General features: G+C 72.4%; 16 protein-coding genes. 8 read left to right on the forward strand and 8 right to left on the reverse strand.

What is annotated here, in order from left to right:
• Nucleotides 1-86 precede the first annotated feature (86 nt).
• The 3 genes from IEY20_RS07465 (at nucleotide 87) to IEY20_RS07475 (ending at nucleotide 3,426) form a co-directional block, all read left to right on the forward strand.
• The gene (locus tag IEY20_RS07465; RefSeq protein ID WP_175328488.1) at nucleotides 87-1,328 is read left to right on the forward strand and encodes an AI-2E family transporter; all 1,242 of its coding nucleotides are present in this window, start codon (nucleotides 87-89) and stop codon (nucleotides 1,326-1,328) included.
• 187 nt (nucleotides 1,329-1,515) lie between these two features.
• Nucleotides 1,516-2,775 (forward strand): threonine ammonia-lyase, encoded by a 1,260-nt coding sequence (ilvA, locus tag IEY20_RS07470; RefSeq protein ID WP_175328489.1) that lies wholly within the window; start codon nucleotides 1,516-1,518, stop codon nucleotides 2,773-2,775.
• 159 nt (nucleotides 2,776-2,934) lie between these two features.
• On the forward strand, nucleotides 2,935-3,426 hold the full coding sequence (locus IEY20_RS07475) for a hypothetical protein (protein WP_022902297.1): 492 nt from the start codon (nucleotides 2,935-2,937) through the stop codon (nucleotides 3,424-3,426).
• Between the two features lie 118 nt (nucleotides 3,427-3,544).
• Here IEY20_RS07475 and greA read toward each other — a convergent pair whose 3' ends face one another.
• Together greA and IEY20_RS07485 are read right to left on the reverse strand one after the other, a co-directional pair.
• A complete protein-coding gene (gene greA, locus IEY20_RS07480) occupies nucleotides 3,545-4,033 on the reverse strand; it encodes a transcription elongation factor GreA (protein ID WP_175328490.1) in 489 nt (162 codons plus the stop codon).
• A gap of 67 nt (nucleotides 4,034-4,100) precedes the next feature.
• Nucleotides 4,101-4,589, reverse strand: a complete 489-nt coding sequence (locus IEY20_RS07485; protein WP_175328491.1) for a DUF4307 domain-containing protein — start codon at nucleotides 4,587-4,589, stop codon at nucleotides 4,101-4,103.
• 54 nt (nucleotides 4,590-4,643) lie between these two features.
• On the opposite strand from IEY20_RS07485, the gene mca reads away from it, so the two are divergent.
• Nucleotides 4,644-5,528 (forward strand): mycothiol conjugate amidase Mca, encoded by an 885-nt coding sequence (gene mca, locus IEY20_RS07490; protein WP_175328492.1) that lies wholly within the window; start codon nucleotides 4,644-4,646, stop codon nucleotides 5,526-5,528.
• Nucleotides 5,525-5,827 (forward strand): hypothetical protein, encoded by a 303-nt coding sequence (locus IEY20_RS07495; RefSeq protein ID WP_022902294.1) that lies wholly within the window; start codon nucleotides 5,525-5,527, stop codon nucleotides 5,825-5,827. The genes mca and IEY20_RS07495 overlap by 4 nt, the downstream gene beginning before the upstream one ends.
• 47 nt (nucleotides 5,828-5,874) lie before the next feature.
• On the opposite strand, the gene trhA is transcribed toward IEY20_RS07495, so the two are convergent.
• Entirely contained in the window at nucleotides 5,875-6,582 is a 708-nt protein-coding gene (gene trhA, locus IEY20_RS07500; RefSeq protein WP_175328493.1) for a PAQR family membrane homeostasis protein TrhA, read from the reverse strand.
• Nucleotides 6,583-6,669: 87 nt separating this feature from the next.
• Between trhA and IEY20_RS07505 the strand changes: the two genes are divergently transcribed.
• From IEY20_RS07505 to phoH2, 3 genes are all read left to right on the forward strand, one after another.
• Nucleotides 6,670-7,455 (forward strand): isoprenyl transferase, encoded by a 786-nt coding sequence (locus IEY20_RS07505; protein WP_031272331.1) that lies wholly within the window; start codon nucleotides 6,670-6,672, stop codon nucleotides 7,453-7,455.
• A 146-nt stretch (nucleotides 7,456-7,601) separates the two neighbouring features.
• Entirely contained in the window at nucleotides 7,602-8,711 is a 1,110-nt protein-coding gene (locus IEY20_RS07510) for an aminotransferase class V-fold PLP-dependent enzyme (RefSeq protein ID WP_175328494.1), read from the forward strand.
• Nucleotides 8,712-9,174: 463 nt separating this feature from the next.
• Nucleotides 9,175-10,530: an RNA 5'-3' helicase PhoH2 gene (gene phoH2, locus IEY20_RS07515; RefSeq protein WP_229727940.1), complete on the forward strand. Its 1,356-nt coding sequence runs from the start codon at nucleotides 9,175-9,177 to the stop codon at nucleotides 10,528-10,530.
• Between the two features lie 261 nt (nucleotides 10,531-10,791).
• Here the strand turns inward: phoH2 and IEY20_RS07520 are convergent, their stop codons facing one another.
• The 5 genes from IEY20_RS07520 to xseA all read right to left on the reverse strand — a co-directional run bounded on the left by IEY20_RS07520 (nucleotide 10,792) and on the right by xseA (nucleotide 15,396).
• Nucleotides 10,792-12,213, reverse strand: a complete 1,422-nt coding sequence (locus tag IEY20_RS07520) for a class II fumarate hydratase (protein ID WP_175328496.1) — start codon at nucleotides 12,211-12,213, stop codon at nucleotides 10,792-10,794.
• Nucleotides 12,214-12,452: 239 nt separating this feature from the next.
• Nucleotides 12,453-13,067 (reverse strand): carbonic anhydrase, encoded by a 615-nt coding sequence (locus IEY20_RS07525; RefSeq protein WP_175328497.1) that lies wholly within the window; start codon nucleotides 13,065-13,067, stop codon nucleotides 12,453-12,455.
• Nucleotides 13,068-13,124: 57 nt separating this feature from the next.
• Nucleotides 13,125-13,766, reverse strand: coding sequence for a DUF4245 domain-containing protein (locus IEY20_RS07530; RefSeq protein WP_175328498.1), 642 nt, complete (start codon nucleotides 13,764-13,766; stop codon nucleotides 13,125-13,127).
• Entirely contained in the window at nucleotides 13,763-14,026 is a 264-nt protein-coding gene (locus tag IEY20_RS07535; protein ID WP_175328499.1) for an exodeoxyribonuclease VII small subunit, read from the reverse strand. Before IEY20_RS07535 ends, IEY20_RS07530 begins: the two co-directional genes overlap by 4 nt.
• 131 nt (nucleotides 14,027-14,157) lie before the next feature.
• A complete protein-coding gene (gene xseA / locus IEY20_RS07540; RefSeq protein ID WP_175328500.1) occupies nucleotides 14,158-15,396 on the reverse strand; it encodes an exodeoxyribonuclease VII large subunit in 1,239 nt (412 codons plus the stop codon).
• Between the last annotated feature and the right edge of the window lie 66 nt (nucleotides 15,397-15,462).

Here is a 15,462-nt window from a genome sequence, read left to right on the forward strand (position 1 = left end):
GCTACCGATCCCCTCCGACACGCCCTCCCGGGGCCCGTATGCCTGATCCGGAACCTGTCAGGTTGCACATCGCTACAGTGGCGGGCATGGCCTGGGGCAGCAAGAAGACTCATCCCGATCCCGTCGTCGAGGACTCGGTGCCCACAGGCATGCGGATCGCGGGGGCGTGGTCGTGGCGCGTGCTCGTCGTGCTCGGCGTGGTGGCGGTGTTCATCTACCTCGTCATGCTGTTCAGCGAGGTGCTCATCCCGTTCCTCATCGGCATCGTGGTGGCGTCGCTGCTCGTGCCGCTGTCGAACTGGTTGCAGCGGCACCACGTGCCGAAGTGGATCGCGGTGCTCGTCAGCCTCGTCGGTGGGCTCGCCGCCGTGGGCGGGCTGATCTGGCTCGTCGTCGACCAGATCGCGGCCGCGCGGCCCTCGCTGCGCGACCGGGCGCTGCAGCAGTACGACTCCGTGCAGCAACTGCTCCAGAACTCCGGGCTCGACATCAGCGAGAAGGACTTCAACAACTCGCTGAACCAGGCGACGAACTGGCTCCAGGACAACTCCGGGTCGATCCTCTCCGGCGCCGCGAGCGTCGGCTCGTCGCTGACCCACGTCCTGACCGGGCTCTTCGTCGTCATCTTCACGGTGATCTTCCTGCTCATCGACGGCAAGAACGTCTGGCGCTGGGTCGTCCGGATCTTCCCGCGCAAGGCCCGCCCGGCGATCGACGGTGCCGGCGTCGCGGGGTGGACGACCCTGACGAGCTTCGTCAAGGTGCAGATCTTCGTCGCGTTCGTCGACGCGGTCGGCATCGGCATCGGCGCGGCCGCCCTGCAGCTGCCGCTCGTCGTGCCGATCGCCGTGTTCGTCTTCCTCGGCGCGTTCATCCCCGTCGTGGGTGCGATCGTGACCGGCATCCTCGCCGTCATCGTCGCGCTGCTGTTCAACGGCTGGGGTGCGGCGCTCATCATGCTCGGTGTCGTCCTCGCCGTGCAGCAGATCGAGGGCCACATCCTGCAGCCGCTCGTGATGGGCAACGCAGTCAAGGTGCACCCCCTGGCGGTCGTCCTCGGCGTCACCGCGGCCTCGGGGCTCGCGGGCATCGCCGGCGCGTTCTTCGCCGTCCCGCTCATCGCCACCCTGAACTCCATGGTGACGACCATCGCGAGCGGGCGGTGGCGCGGGCTCGACTCCGACCACGTGCTCGAGGCGCAGCAGCGCGGCCACGCGGCGAACAAGGAGGAGAAGCGTCGGCGGAAGTGGCGGAAGCGGCACCGTGACGACGTCCCCGAGCCCGGCAGCGACCAGCAGCCGACCGCGTCGAAGGGCACCGCCGGCTGAGTCCGCACGCTGCGGGGCGGCGCGTGGCCGTGCCCGCGGCGCGCCCCGGCCCCGGACGGGTCACGAGTCGCCGCGCACGCGTCACGAGTCGCCGCGCACACGTCACGAGTCGCCGCGCACGCGTCACGAGTCGCCGCGCACGCGTCACGAGTTCGCGGCGACGACCGCGAGCGAGGATGATGGGCACGTGACCGACACCACCGCGCCCCAGCTCCCGACCGCAGCGATCCCCACGCTCGCGGACATCGAGGCCGCTCGCGCGACCATCGCCGGCGTCGCCCGCGTGACCCCGATGGAGTCGTCCCAGTACCTCGCGGAGCTCCTCGGCTCACCCGTGCACCTCAAGTGCGAGAACCTGCAGCGCACCGGCGCGTACAAGGTCCGCGGCGCGTACAACCGCCTCGCCGCGCTCACCCCGGAGCAGCGCGCCAAGGGGGTCGTGGCCGCGAGTGCGGGCAACCACGCGCAGGGTGTCGCCCTCGCCGCCCGGGAACTCGGGATCCCGGCGACGATCTTCACGCCCGTCGGCGTCGCCCTGCCCAAGCTCCAGGCCACGCGGCACTACGGCGCGGACGTCGTCCTCCGCGGGCACTCCGTCGAGGAGGCCCTGAGTGCCGCCAAGGACTTCGCGCACCGGACGGGTGCCGTCTTCATCCCGCCGTTCGACCACCCCGCGGTGATCGCCGGCCAGGGCACGCTCGGCCTCGAGATCCTCGACCAGGTGCCGGACGCCGACACGGTGGTCGTGCCGATCGGCGGCGGCGGCGTCATCGCCGGGATCGCCCTCGCGGTCAAGGGCATCGCCGAGCGGCAGGGACGCCACATCCGCGTGATCGGGGTGCAGGCCGCGAACGCCGCCGCCTACCCGACGTCGCTCGCGGCCGGGGAACCGGTCACCGTCCAGACCACCCCGACCATCGCCGACGGCATCGCGGTCGCGCGCCCGGGCGACATGAACTTCCCGATCATCCGTGACCTCGTCGACGAGGTCGTCACGGTGACCGAGGACGACGTCGCCCGCGCGCTCCTGGTGCTGCTCGAGCGCGCGAAGCTCGTCGTCGAGGCGGCCGGCGCGGTGGGTGTCGCGGCGATCATGGCCGGCTCGGTGCGCGACGCGGGCAAGACCGTGGTGCTCCTGAGCGGCGGCAACATCGACCCGCTCATGATGGAGCGCCTCATCACCCGCGGTCTCGTCGCGGCGTCGCGGTACATCGGCATCCGGATCATGCTCCCGGACCGTCCGGGGCAGCTCGCGCGGGTGGCGCAGGTCATCTCCGACGCGGGCGCGAACGTGGTCGAGGTGCTCCACACCCGACACGGTCAGGGGCTCGTCATCAACGAGGTCGCGCTCGACCTCTCGATCGAGGCCCGGGGTCCCGAGCACGCGCAGGAGGTCCTCGGTCGCCTGCAGGAGGCCGGCTTCCGACCCGAGATGATCGCGCGCTGAGGCACCGGGGGCGCGCCCGCGGCGAGGGCACGCCCGCGGCGTCAGGTGACGTCGCGTCAGCCGACCGCTCCGTCAGCAGACCGCACGGGTCCGGGTCCGCTCCGTCAGGGTTCCGTTCGCGACGGCGACGCCGGCCGGGAGGCGCGTGAGGCTGCCGTCATGACCCTCACGTCGATCCTCCCCACGCTCCGCGCTTCGCTTCCCGATCCGCTCGACCCGACCGTGTGGCCCGCAGCCACCGCCGCGACGGTCGACGACGTGACCGTGCGGGCGGTGTCGATGCAGCGGCTCGCGGCCGTCGCGGGGACGCCCTGCGTGCACACCGCCGAGGAGGCCCCGCCGCGGTACCGCCCGCGCGACTGGCAGCCGCGAACGGTGTGCGTGACCGTCGCTGCCGTGACGCGCGTCCGACGCCCGTGGGGCGTGCTCCTCGTCGAGCTCGACGCCGTGCTGCCCGACTGCGCGGTGCTGACCGAGGCCCGGCTGATCGGTCGCCCGTCGGTGGCGGCCTCCGCGGCCGTCACGGTGACCACGAACCCGACCGGCACCGCGGGCGTGGACGCGGTGCTCCCGGCGGACGTCGCGGTCGGCGACCTGGTGTGCTTCCCGTGCCGCCGCGCGCTGGCGCACCGGGATGTCGTCGCGCGCTGAACTCGACCGGCGCCGTGGAACCACGAAACCGACGTGGGACCTGGGCGCTGGCCCGGTTCGACGTCGGTTTCGTGGTTCGACCCGCGCGACACGTCCGCGGGGTCGGTGTGACGAGCGCCTACGGCTCGTAGCGCTCGACCTTCGTGACCTCGACGGCGATCTCCTTGCCGTTCGGGGCGGTGTAGCTCGTCTTCTCACCGGCGCGCAGCCCGAGGATGGCGGCACCGACCGGGCTGACCGGGCTGTAGACCGTGAGGTCCGAGCCCTCGCCGACGATCTCGCGGTTGCCGACGAGGAACGTCGACTCGTCGCCGGCGATCACGGCCGTGACGACCGTGCCGGGCTCGGCGGTGCCGTCGAAGTCGGCCTCGCCCACCGTGGCGTGCTTGAGGAGCTCCGTCAGCTGGCGGATGCGGGCCTCGATCTTGCCCTGCTCTTCCTTCGCGGCGTGGTAGCCGCCGTTCTCCTTGAGGTCGCCCTCTTCACGCGCCGCCTCGATGCGGTCCGCGATCTCCTTCCGGGCCGGACCGGACAGCTGCTCGAGCTCCGCCTGGAGGCGGTCGTGTGCCTCCTGGGTCAACCAGGTGCCCTGGGTGTCGTTGCTCATCGTGATCCCTTCGACAAAGAGCGAGACCGGCCGGTGTGGCCGGTCTCGCTCTGCGGATCACAGCAGTCTAGGGAACCCAGCAGTCGTGGATCAAGCCGGTCACGCCGCGCGTCGTCGTCCGAACCTCGGTCGACACGGTGCGCGAGCGCTGCTCCACGGCGGGGAGGTCGATGACCTTCCACCCGACGATCGTGTACGACTTGTCGAGCACCTGCACGGCGCACTCCGCCCGGGTGCCGGGGTCGACGGACACCTGGCTGCGCACGACGGTGGCGTGGTCGGAGAGCACCTGGTACCCGATGTCGTCGGTGTCCAGCCCGTGGTCGGTCTGCCCCGGCCCCGCCCACACGACCCAGACACCGAAGGTCACGACGATCGCGACCGCGGCGAGGATCGCCAGCAACCGACCCCGTCGCGCCCGTGACGGCGTGCGGCCGTACCGGTCGTCGAGCGCCGCGGTCGCGGTGGCCGCGGCGGGTGCCGGCGTGGCGGGGTGCTGCTGATCGGACAGTTCGGGGCTCCCGGGGTGATTATCCTGATCTCCAGGGTAGTTCACGCCTGGCTGTGCGCCGCCCGCGTCCGCGCCCGCTCCGACCGCGAGGAACCTCCCGTGCCGTACCGTCTGCTCGCCGTCCACGCCCATCCCGACGACGAGTCGAGCAAGGGCGCGGCGACCGCGGCGAAGTACGTGGCCGAGGGCCACCAGGTCCTCGTCGTGTCCTGCACGGGCGGCGAGGCCGGCGACATCCTCAACGACCAGCTCGGCGAGCCGGCGACCACGCGGGCGCACCGCGACATGGCCGGGTACCGCCGGACCGAGATGGCCGCGGCGCAGCAGGCACTCGGGATCGACCACGTCTGGCTCGGCTACCACGACTCGGGTCTGCCCGAGGAGGGCGAGACCGTCCGTCCCGGCACCTTCTCCACGGTGCCGCTCGAGTTCTCCACCGAGGCACTCGTCCGCGTCGTCCGGCGTTTCCGGCCGCACGTGCTCGTCACGTACGACGAGAACGGCGGCTACCCGCACCCGGACCACATCCGGACGCACGAGGTCTCCGTGCAGGCCTGGCGCGACGCCGCCGACCCGACGAAGTACCCCGAGGCGGGGGAGCCGTGGTCGATCGCGAAGCTCTACTACGAGCGCACGCTGAACCCGCGCCGCTTCACCGCGATCTACGAGGCGATGGTCGAGCGCGACCCGGACAGCCCCGGCGTCGAGCAGCTCCGCGAGTGGGTCGAGCGGTTCGCCGACCGGCCGGACCTCGCGACGACGCACGTCGACGTCCGGGGCCACTTCGAGGCCCGTGACGCCGCGCTCCACGCGCACGCGAGCCAGGTGCCGCCGGATAGTTTCTTCTTCTCCTGGCCGAACGACCTCCTCGCGACGGTGTGGCCGACCGAGGACTACCAGCTCGTCGAGGCCCGCGTGCCGACGTCGACGCCGGAGTCCGACCTCTTCGCGGGGATCCCGGCAGACGAGGACACCACCGCGTGAGCACCACCTGGGCGGCACTCGCCGCCGCCACCCCCAGCCCGAGCCCGACCTCGACCGTCCCGGACGTCGACGTCACCCCGGGCGTCGCCGGCTTCATCGCGATCGCGGTCGTCGCGGTCGTGACGATCCTGCTCGTCATCGACATGACGCGGCGCATCCGTCGGACGCGCTACCGGGCGGAGATCCGGGAGCGGCTCGAGGCCGAGGCGGGTGCGGAAGGCGCCGCGACCGACGAGCCGGAGCGGCGTGCCGCCGAGGACGGCCGTGCGGACGTCGGCGACGACACGGAACGCGGGTAGCCGCGACCGACGTGCGGCCGGGCGCGGCCCGCTCAGCGGTGTCGCGCTCAGCGCACCGGGTCGAGCGCCACGATGAGCACGCCCACCCACTGCGCCGCGAACGCGACGACCGTGAAGGCGTGGAAGACCTCGTGGAACCCGAAGATCGTCGGCGACGGGTTCGGGCGCTTGAAGGCGTAGACCAGCGCGCCGAGGATGTACGCCACACCGCCCGACAGGATGAGGACGGTCATCGGGATGCTCGCCGCGAAGAACTGGGGGAGCAGGCCGAGCGCCGCGCACCCCAGCACGAGGTAGATCGGCACGTAGAGCCACCGCGGTGCTCCGATCCAGAGGACGCGGAACGCGATACCGAGCGCGGCACCCGACCACATCACCCAGAGCACCACGTCCATGAGCGTGTGCGGCAGGGCGCAGATCGCGATGGGCGTGTAGGTGCCCGCGATGAGCAGCAGGATGTTCGTGTGGTCGATCCGCTTGAGGATCTTCTTCACCGTCGGCCCCCACGGGAACCGGTGGTACGTCGCCGAGACGCCGAACATGAGCAGCGAGCTCGCCATGAACACCGCGCTGCCGGCCTTCGCCGCCGGTGAGGCCGCCAGGCACACGAGCACGACGCCCATCGCGATCGCGAACGGGAACGTGCCGAGGTGGATCCAGCCGCGCCAGGCAGGGCGAGGAGGTTCGGTCGCGGTCGACGCCTCTTCGGTGAAGGGGACGTGCGGGAGGGTCCCGGTGTCGTTCGTGGCCTGCATGGGGCGACAGTAGGGCCCCAGTCCGAACGTCCGCCGAACACGCTCGCGTCCTGCGGGTCCGCAGGCGTGGTGCACTACAGTCGTCCCGTGGCGAGCAGGGTGGGACCGACGGGACGGGGCATCCTCTACCGCGCCTACCAGCGTCGCATCCGGAAACAGATCGACGGTGCGTCGATGCCGAAGCACGTCGCCATGATCGTCGACGGCAACCGTCGGTGGGCGAAGCAGCTCGGCCTCGAGACCGCGGCCCACGGACACCGGGCCGGCGCCGCGAAGATCCCCGAGTTCCTCGACTGGTGCGACGAGCTCGGCATCGAGGTCGTGACGCTCTACCTGCTTTCCTCCGACAACCTCACCGGCCGCGGCGGACAGGAGCTCGACGAACTCGTCGGGATCATCGCCGAGCTCGCCGGGGTGCTCGCCGACCACCGGGACTGGCGGGTGCAGCACGTCGGGTCGAACGAGGGGCTCCCCGCGTCGCTCGTGGACGCGCTGGCGGCCGCCGAGCAGCGCACCGCTGACCACACCGGGCTGCACGTGAACCTCGCCGTCGGGTACGGAGGACGTCGGGAGATCGCCGACGCCATGCGCAGCATCGTGCGGGCCCACGGCGAGGGCGGCGGGACGCTCGACACCCTGGCCGAGGTCCTCACGCCCGAGCTCATCGGCGACCACCTCTACACGCAGGGGCAGCCCGATCCGGACCTCGTCATCCGGACCTCGGGCGAGCAACGGCTCTCGGACTTCATGCTCTGGCAGAGCGCGCACAGCGAGTTCTACTTCGTGGAGGCGTTCTACCCGGACCTCCGCGAGGTCGACTTCCTCCGCGCCGTGCGCGACTTCGGTCTGCGGTCGCGGCGGTTCGGCGGCTGATCGTCCGGCGCCGGTCCGTAGCAGGGCAGCCGTGTCCGCCGCTGCGCGCGGCGCCGGCCTCGTTGCGCGCAACGGATCGGGTTCGGTCCCGTCGCGACCGTCCCAGTAGACTCACAGGGTTTTTCGTTCCACGGAAGGTTGCACCTGTGAACACCGACGAGTACGCCGCGGGCTTCGCCGAGGAGCCCGGCTACCTCGACCACGCCGCGTTCGGCCCCGTCCAGACCGCCGTGCTCGAGGAGCAGCGGGTGCTCGGGACGATCCAGGAGCACATGCGCTTCGGCGCGATGGAGACGCTCGACGAGCAGGACGCCCGTGTGCGCACCGTGGCCGCCCGGCTCGTCGGACGTCGCGACGACCAGGTCGTCTCGCAGACCGCCACCACCCCGGGGCTCGTGCACACCGCGTTCGGGCTGACCGGTGGGGTGCTCGTGTCCGCGGACGACTACCCGTCGATGCCGCTCGCCCTCGCCTCGGCGGCGTCGTCGACCGGCGGCCGCGTCCAGCCCGTGGTGATCGAGTCCGGCGCCGGGTGGACCACGCCCACGCTGATCGCCGAACGCCTCACCGACGACGTCACGGCGGTCGCGGTCTCGCTCGTGGACTGGCGCACCGGCTACCTCGTCGACCTCGCCGGCATCCGCGAGGTCATCGGCGACCGCCTGCTCATCGTCGACGCGATCCAGGGCTTCGGCGTCGTGGACGCCCCGTACGAGGTCGCGGACGTCGTCGCCACGGGCGGGCAGAAGTGGCTGCACGCCGGCTGGGGCACCGGCTTCGTGGCGTTCAGCGACCGGGCGCTGAACCGCCTCCGCCCGGCACTGTCCGGCCCCGCGGGGACCGCCGGCTGGCCGGACGAGGTGCCGTCGGTGCGCCCGGGCGCCGCCGGGTTCCGGTCGACGCGGATCGACCCGGTCGCGCAGGCTCGGTTGGCGGTGTCGCTCGAGCGGCTCGCGTCCGTCGGCGTCCGGGCCGTGCAAGAGCGCGTCTCGGACCGGGTCGAGCGGGTCTTCGACATCGCGGACGAGTTCGGCCTGGTCGTGGAGTCCAGCCGCGACCCCCGCGAGCGTGCCGGCATCGTGGTGCTGCGGCCGCCGCAGGGTCGGCTGACCGCACTGTCGGCGGCGATGCACAACCACGGTGTCACCGTGACGACGCGGTCCGGGACCGCCCGGGTGTCGCCGTTCGCGTCGACGACCGACGAGACGCTCGACATGTTCCGCGACGCCTGCCTGTCCTACGCGACGATGCCGTAGGCCGCGCCGCGCCGCGGCCGCGCGCCTGCCCGAGACTCGCGCTGGGCGACGGTTCTCGCGCTCCGGGGCACGAGAACTGTCGCCCACCACGAGACTCGGCCCCGCGGGCGCGCGACTCGGCCCCGCGGGCGCGAGACTCGGCCCCGCGGGCACGAGACTCGGCCCCGCGGGCGCGAGACTCGGCGGCGCACCGCCGGACAGGAGGCGCGGGGCGGGCCCGCACCGTGCCTCCAGGCCGGTGCCACATGCGTCGGGCGCGACGCGCGACGCTCAGGCTGCGTTCACGCGACCGTAACCGGACAGGCCGCGTGTCGCGATCCCGCGCCGCCGACGGCAGTCGTAGGTTGACCGCATCGGGCACCGCGCCCGATCGAAGCGGCCGCAGCAGGTGCTTCGAGACCCGCTCCAGAGGCCGCGTCGAGGACAAGGACCGGGTCCTTCGCGGCCCGGGGATGGAGTGGTCGTGACCTCTCAGAACGTCTCTCGCGGAACACAGCAGCAGCACTCCGCGGACTCGTCCACACCGGTCGCCCAGCGCACGTACGTGCTCGACACCTCGGTGCTCCTCAGCGATCCGCGGGCGCTGTTCCGCTTCGCCGAGCACGCGGTCGTCCTGCCCGTGGTCGTCGTCAGCGAGCTGGAGTCGAAGCGGAACGACCCGGAGATCGGGTACTTCGCACGGCAGGCGCTCCGGATCCTCGACGACCTGCGGGTCGAGCACGAACGCCTCGACTTCCCGATCGCGATCGGCGACGGCGGCTCCCTCCGGGTCGAGCTGAACCACTCCAACCAGGCGGTCCTCCCGTCCGGGCTGCAGCTCGGCGACAACGACTCGCGGATCCTCGCGGTCGCGATGAACCTCGCGAACGACGGGCTCGACGTGGTCGTCGTGTCGAAGGACCTCCCACTGCGCGTCAAGGCGTCCTCGATCGGCATGGCTGCCGAGGAGTACCGCGCCGAACTCGCGGTCGACAGCGGCTACACGGGCCTCACCGACCTGCAGGTGTCCGGCGAGCAGATGGCCGACCTCTACGAGCACGAGGAGATCCGCTCGGCAGCACTCGTCTACGTGCCGGTCAACACCGGGGTGGTCATCCACTCCGAGCGCGGGTCGGGCCTGGGGAGGGTGCACACCGCCGGCTCGGTGGCGCTGGTGCGCGGGGACCGCGAGGTCTTCGGGCTCCGCGGACGGTCCGCCGAGCAGCGGCTCGCGATCGACGCACTGCTCGACCCGGAGATCGGCATCGTGTCGCTCGGTGGTGCGGCCGGCACCGGCAAGTCGGCCCTCGCGCTCTGCGCCGGCCTCGAGGCGGTCCTCGAACGGCAGCAGCACAAGAAGATCATGGTCTTCCGCCCGCTCTACGCGGTCGGCGGGCAGGAGCTCGGCTACCTGCCGGGCGACGCGGCCGAGAAGATGAACCCGTGGGCGCAGGCGGTGTACGACACCCTCGGTTCGGTGGTGTCCGACAACGTGCTCGACGAGGTCGTCGAGCGGGGGATGCTCGAGGTGCTCCCGCTCACCCACATCCGCGGTCGCTCCCTCCACGATGCGTTCGTGATCGTCGACGAGGCGCAGTCGCTCGAGCGGAACGTCCTGCTCACCATGCTCTCGCGCATCGGGCAGAACTCGCGGGTCGTCCTCACGCACGACGTGGCGCAGCGGGACAACCTGCGGGTCGGGCGGCACGACGGGATCGCCTCGGTGATCGAGCGGCTCAAGGGGCACCCGCTGTTCGCGCACGTGACGCTGACGCGCTCGGAGCGGTCGGCGATCGCGGCGCTCGTGACGGAGATGCTCGACTCGCCGGACCTCGTGTAGCGCAGCGCGGCGGGCGGCGGGCGGCGGGCGGCTGCGCGGCGGGCGGCCGCGCCGCTGGGCGGCCGCGCCGCTGGGCGGCGGCCGGCTGCGCTCGGCACAACCGAAGTCACCTCGAACTGCGTGATCGCGCGGTTCGGGGTGACTTCGGTTGTGCGGCGGCGACCCGCGCCGGAAGATCGCCACCGCGCGACGGACGGGAGGCGCGGTGCCAGCTGGCACCGCGCCTCCCGTCCGTCTGTCGGTCGCGTCGCGCGCTGCGCGTCAGCTCGGGTGCGTCATCGAGAGCACGTCGAGCGCGCTGTCGAGCTGCTCCTCGGTGACCTCGCCCCGCTCGACGTAGCCGAGGGCGACGACGGCCTCGCGGACGGTGATGCCCTCCGCGACGGCGTACTTCGCGACCTTGGCGGCCGCCTCGTACCCGATGACACGGTTGAGCGGCGTGACGATCGACGGGGACGACTCCGCGAAGGCGCGGGCGCGGTCGAGGTTCGCCTCGAGCCCGTCGACCGTCTTGTCGGCCAGCACGCGCGAGCTGTTCGCCAGCAGGCGGATCGACTCGAGCAGCGCGGTGCCCATGACGGGGATGGCGACGTTCAGCTCGAACGCACCGGAGGCGCCGGCCCACGCGACGGTGGCGTCGTTGCCGATGACCCGCGCCGCGACCATGAGGGTGGCCTCGGGGATGACCGGGTTGACCTTGCCGGGCATGATCGACGAGCCCGGCTGGAGGTCGGGGATGTGCAGCTCGCCGAGCCCGGTGTTCGGCCCGGACCCCATCCACCGGAGGTCGTTGTTGATCTTCGTCAGGCTCACCGCGATGACCTTGAGCGCGCCGGACGCCTCGACCAGGGCGTCACGGGCGCCCTGGGCCTCGAAGTGGTCGAGCGCCTCGGTGATGGGCAGCCCGGTGTCCTCGGCGAGCTGCGCGATGACCTCCTGCGGGAAGCCCTTCGGGGTGTTGATGCCGGTGCCGACGGCGGTCCCCCCGAGGGGCACCTCCGCGACGCGGGGGAGCGTGGCGTTCACGCGCTCGACCCCGAGTCGGATCTGCCGCGCGTAGCCGCCGAACTCCTGGCCGAGGGTCACCGGGGTGGCGTCCATGAGGTGCGTCCGGCCGGACTTCACGGCATCGGCCCACAGCGTCGCCTTGCGCTCGAACGCCTCCGCGAGGTGCTCGAGGGCCGGGACGAGCGTGCGGATCAGGGCCTCGGTGACGGCGACGTGCACGGAGGTCGGGAAGACGTCGTTCGACGACTGCGACGCGTTCACGTGGTCGTTCGGGTGCACTGCCGTGCCGGCGACGTCCGAGGCCAGCGTCGCGAGGACCTCGTTCATGTTCATGTTCGAGGAGGTGCCGCTGCCGGTCTGGTACACGTCGACGGGGAACTGGTCGTGGTGCTCACCCGCGATGATCCGGTCCGCGGCGGAGACGATCGCGTCGGCCACGGGCTCGTCGATGATCCCGCGGGCAGCGTTCACGATCGCCGCCGCACGCTTCACCCGGGCGAGGGCGACGATCTGCGAGGGCTCGAGGCCGCTGCCGGAGATCGGGAAGTTCTCGACGGCCCGCTGGGTCTGGGCGCGGTAGAGCGCCGACTTCGGCACCCGGACCTCGCCCATGGTGTCGTGCTCGATGCGGAACCCGTCATCGGTCGTCGCTGCGGTCTGGGTGGTGTCGGTCACGTCGTCGTGGTCCTTCCTCGGTGTGCTCCGGCGCGGTCGCGTCGGTGGGTGCTGCGGCGGAGGTGGTCCGCCGCGCCGGTCGTGACGGTCGGTCACCGTCGTGCCGGTGGTGCGGGGGCGGGGCCGGTTCGGTGGTCACGGGCCGGGACGTCCCGGTCGTGCGGCCGGACTGCCCCGCTCGTGTGGCCGGGCCGTTCCGGTCGTGCGGCCGGGACGGCTGGCCGGCCGTCCGGGCCGCGTCAGGCCTGGCCGACGACGGTGTCGACCGAGACCTCGCCGGTGGCCAGGTCGTAGGTCGCCCCGACGACCGCCAACCTACCCTCGGCGACGCCGTCGGACACGGCGCCGGATCGTTCGAGGATCTGGGCGAGGCTGGCTTCGAGGTGCGCGGCACCGATCGACTCCTGCGGCAGCTCGGCGTCGGCGGTGCGGACCTTCTCGACGCTCGGGGCGATCGCGTCGACGAGGGTCTGCAGGTGCGGGGCCGGGACCGGCTCGCCCGACCGGGCCGCTGCCACGGCGCCGCACTTCGTGTGCCGGAGGACCACCACGAGCGGGGTCCCGAGCGCGACGACCGCGAACTCGATGGAGCCGAGCACGACATCGTCGACGATCTGGCCCGCGTTGCGGATGGCGAAGAGGTCGCCGATGCCCGCGTCGAACACGTGCTCGAAGGGCACCCGCGAGTCCGAGCAGCCGAGGACGGTCGCGAACGGCGCCTGGGACCCGGCGAGCTCCGATCGGCGGTCGGGGTCGATCCGGCCGGTGCGGCGCTTGTCGGCGGCGAACCGGGCGTTGCCCTCGACGAGCAGTCGGAGGGCGTCGGACGGGGTGGAGGCGGCGCGGTCGGGCATGGGGCTCCTCGTGGGCGGCGGTCGGATCGGTTCGGGAAGCGGTGGTGGCCGGGTCGGTCAGCTGTCCGGGAACTGCTGCGACACCGCGGTCGCGAGCGTCCGGAACGATGCGTCGTCAGCGGTGCCGGCGAGCACGAACGTGTACTTGCCCGCGGTCCGGACCAGGGCGTAGGCGTCGTTGCCGGCGCCCTTGCCCTCGTCACGTCGGTCGTACACGGTCCACTTCGTGCCCGCGATCGTCACGGACCCGGTCGCCGGCTTCTCCTCGAGCTGGTTCGCGACCCAGGTGTCGTTCGCCGACACGCCCTGCTGCAGTCCGATGAACTGCTGGTCGGGCGTGAGGAAGCCCACCGTCCAGACGTCGACGCCGTCGGCTGCCTTGTCGCTGTAGTCGGCGCGGTTGGCCGAGAAGCCCTTCGGCAGCGTCGGCGCCGCGAGCGTCACGCCGGGGACGTCGGCGTCCTGCGCCACCTGCCGGTAGTCGACCGCGCGGTCGACGACCTGGGAGTCCGGTCGGACGACGACGGCGACGAGGAACAGGACGATGCCGAGCGAGGCGATCATCGCGATGACGAGGTTGAAGGCGGTCTGGTGCTGACGTCGGGCGGTTCGAGCGGCGTCCTTGCGGGCCCAGGTCTCCTCCGGGGTCTCCGCGCGGCCGAGCTCGGCGACGATCGGGCGTCCGTCGGCGTCCGTCATCGGGCACCACCCCCGTCCGTGGCCGAGCCGCGCTCGTCGGAAGCGGCACGGGCGGCGTCGAGCCGGGCCCGTGCGCCCACGAGCCACTCTTCGCACCGCGCAGCCAGCGCCTCGCCGCGTTCCCAGAGCCCGAGCGAACGCTCGAGGGTCGCGGATCCCTGCTCGAGCTCGGCGACGACGCGCACGAGTTCGTCGCGGGCCGCTTCGTAGCTCAGCGTGGCGACGTCGACGACCTGCTCGGGTTCCTGCTGGGATGACACACCACGATCCTACCGAGCGCCCACCGACCCGGCGTCGTCCGCCCGGCGTCTGTGGAGGGACGGCGACCGAGCCGGCCCCGTGCAGGACCGGACCCGAGGAGCTGACGCGGGACGGGCCTCCTGGCCGGGACTCAGACCGCGCCGTCCGGACCCGGCCCGTCGGGCGCGAGCGTGCCGGTGGCGGTCCCGGCGCCGAGCGTCACGTGCACGGGTGTGGCGCCGTCGAGGTCCTCCGAGGCGCGGACGACCCCGCCGTCCGCGGTCTGGACGATCGCGTAGCCGCGCCGCAGGGTGTCGCGCGGCGACAGCGCACGGAGCCTGGCCGTGAGGTGGCCGACGTCCGCGTGGGACCGCTCGAGTCGGCGGTCGACCAGCTCCCGCGCGCGGGAGAGGTCCCGCGCGACCTCTTCCGCACGGGTGTCGACGAGCCACGCCGTCGAGGCGAGCGCCGGCCGGGAGCGCAGCGCGGCGAGACGGTCGGCCTCGACCGAGAGGGTGTGCGAGAGCCGCAGGCCCAGCCGGGCACGGGCCTGCCGGACGTTCGCGAGCTCCTCGGCGACGTCGGGGACGACCCGTTTCGCCGCGTCGGTCGGGGTCGAGGCGCGGAGGTCCGCGACCTCGTCGAGGATCGGGCGGTCGGCTTCGTGCCCGATCGCGGAGACGATCGGGGTGTTCGCCGCTGCCGCTGCGCGGACGAGCCCTTCGTCGCTGAAGCCGAGCAGGTTCTGGAAGTCGCCGCCACCGCGCGCGATGACGATGACGTCGACGGTCGGGTCGGCGTCGAGCTCGCGGATCGCGGCGGTGACCTCGCCCACCGTGCGTTCGCCCTGCACCGCGGTGTGCACGGTGCGGAACTCGACCTGCGGCCAGCGGAGTTGCGCGTTCCGCTTGACGTCCTTCTCGGCGTCGGAGTCCTTGCCCGTGATCAGCCCGATGCGGTGGGGGAGGAACGGCAGGCGCTTCTTGCGCGACGGGTCGAACAGCCCCTCGGCCGCCAGGGTCCGCCGGAGCCGTTCGAGCCGTTCGAGGAGGTCGCCGAGCCCGACGTGCTTCATCTCGACGATCTGCATCGTGAGCGAACCGCCCTTGACCCAGTAGTTCGGCTTGACGGCGGCGACGACGCGGTCGCCCTGCTTGAGGTCGGCGGGCACCCGGGAGCGCACGCTCGACCAAATCGAGAAGGACACGGTGGCGTCGACCTCGACGTCCTTGAGCTTGCCGTAGACGTTGCCGCCCGCGACGTTCCACTGCGTGATCTCGCCCTCGACCCAGGCGGTGCCGAGCCGGTCGATCCAGTCGCGGACCTTGGCGCCGAGGAGCGCGACGGGCCAGGGGTTGTCGGCCGTCGGCGGGCCCTGTTCGATCGCCATCTCGCTCCTTCCGAACGCGGGACACCCATGCTGCCGCAGACCGGTGACACGACCGGTCGCACCGCG

It is taken from the genome of Curtobacterium luteum (assembly GCF_014646995.1).
Lineage (GTDB): Bacteria > Actinomycetota > Actinomycetes > Actinomycetales > Microbacteriaceae > Curtobacterium > Curtobacterium luteum.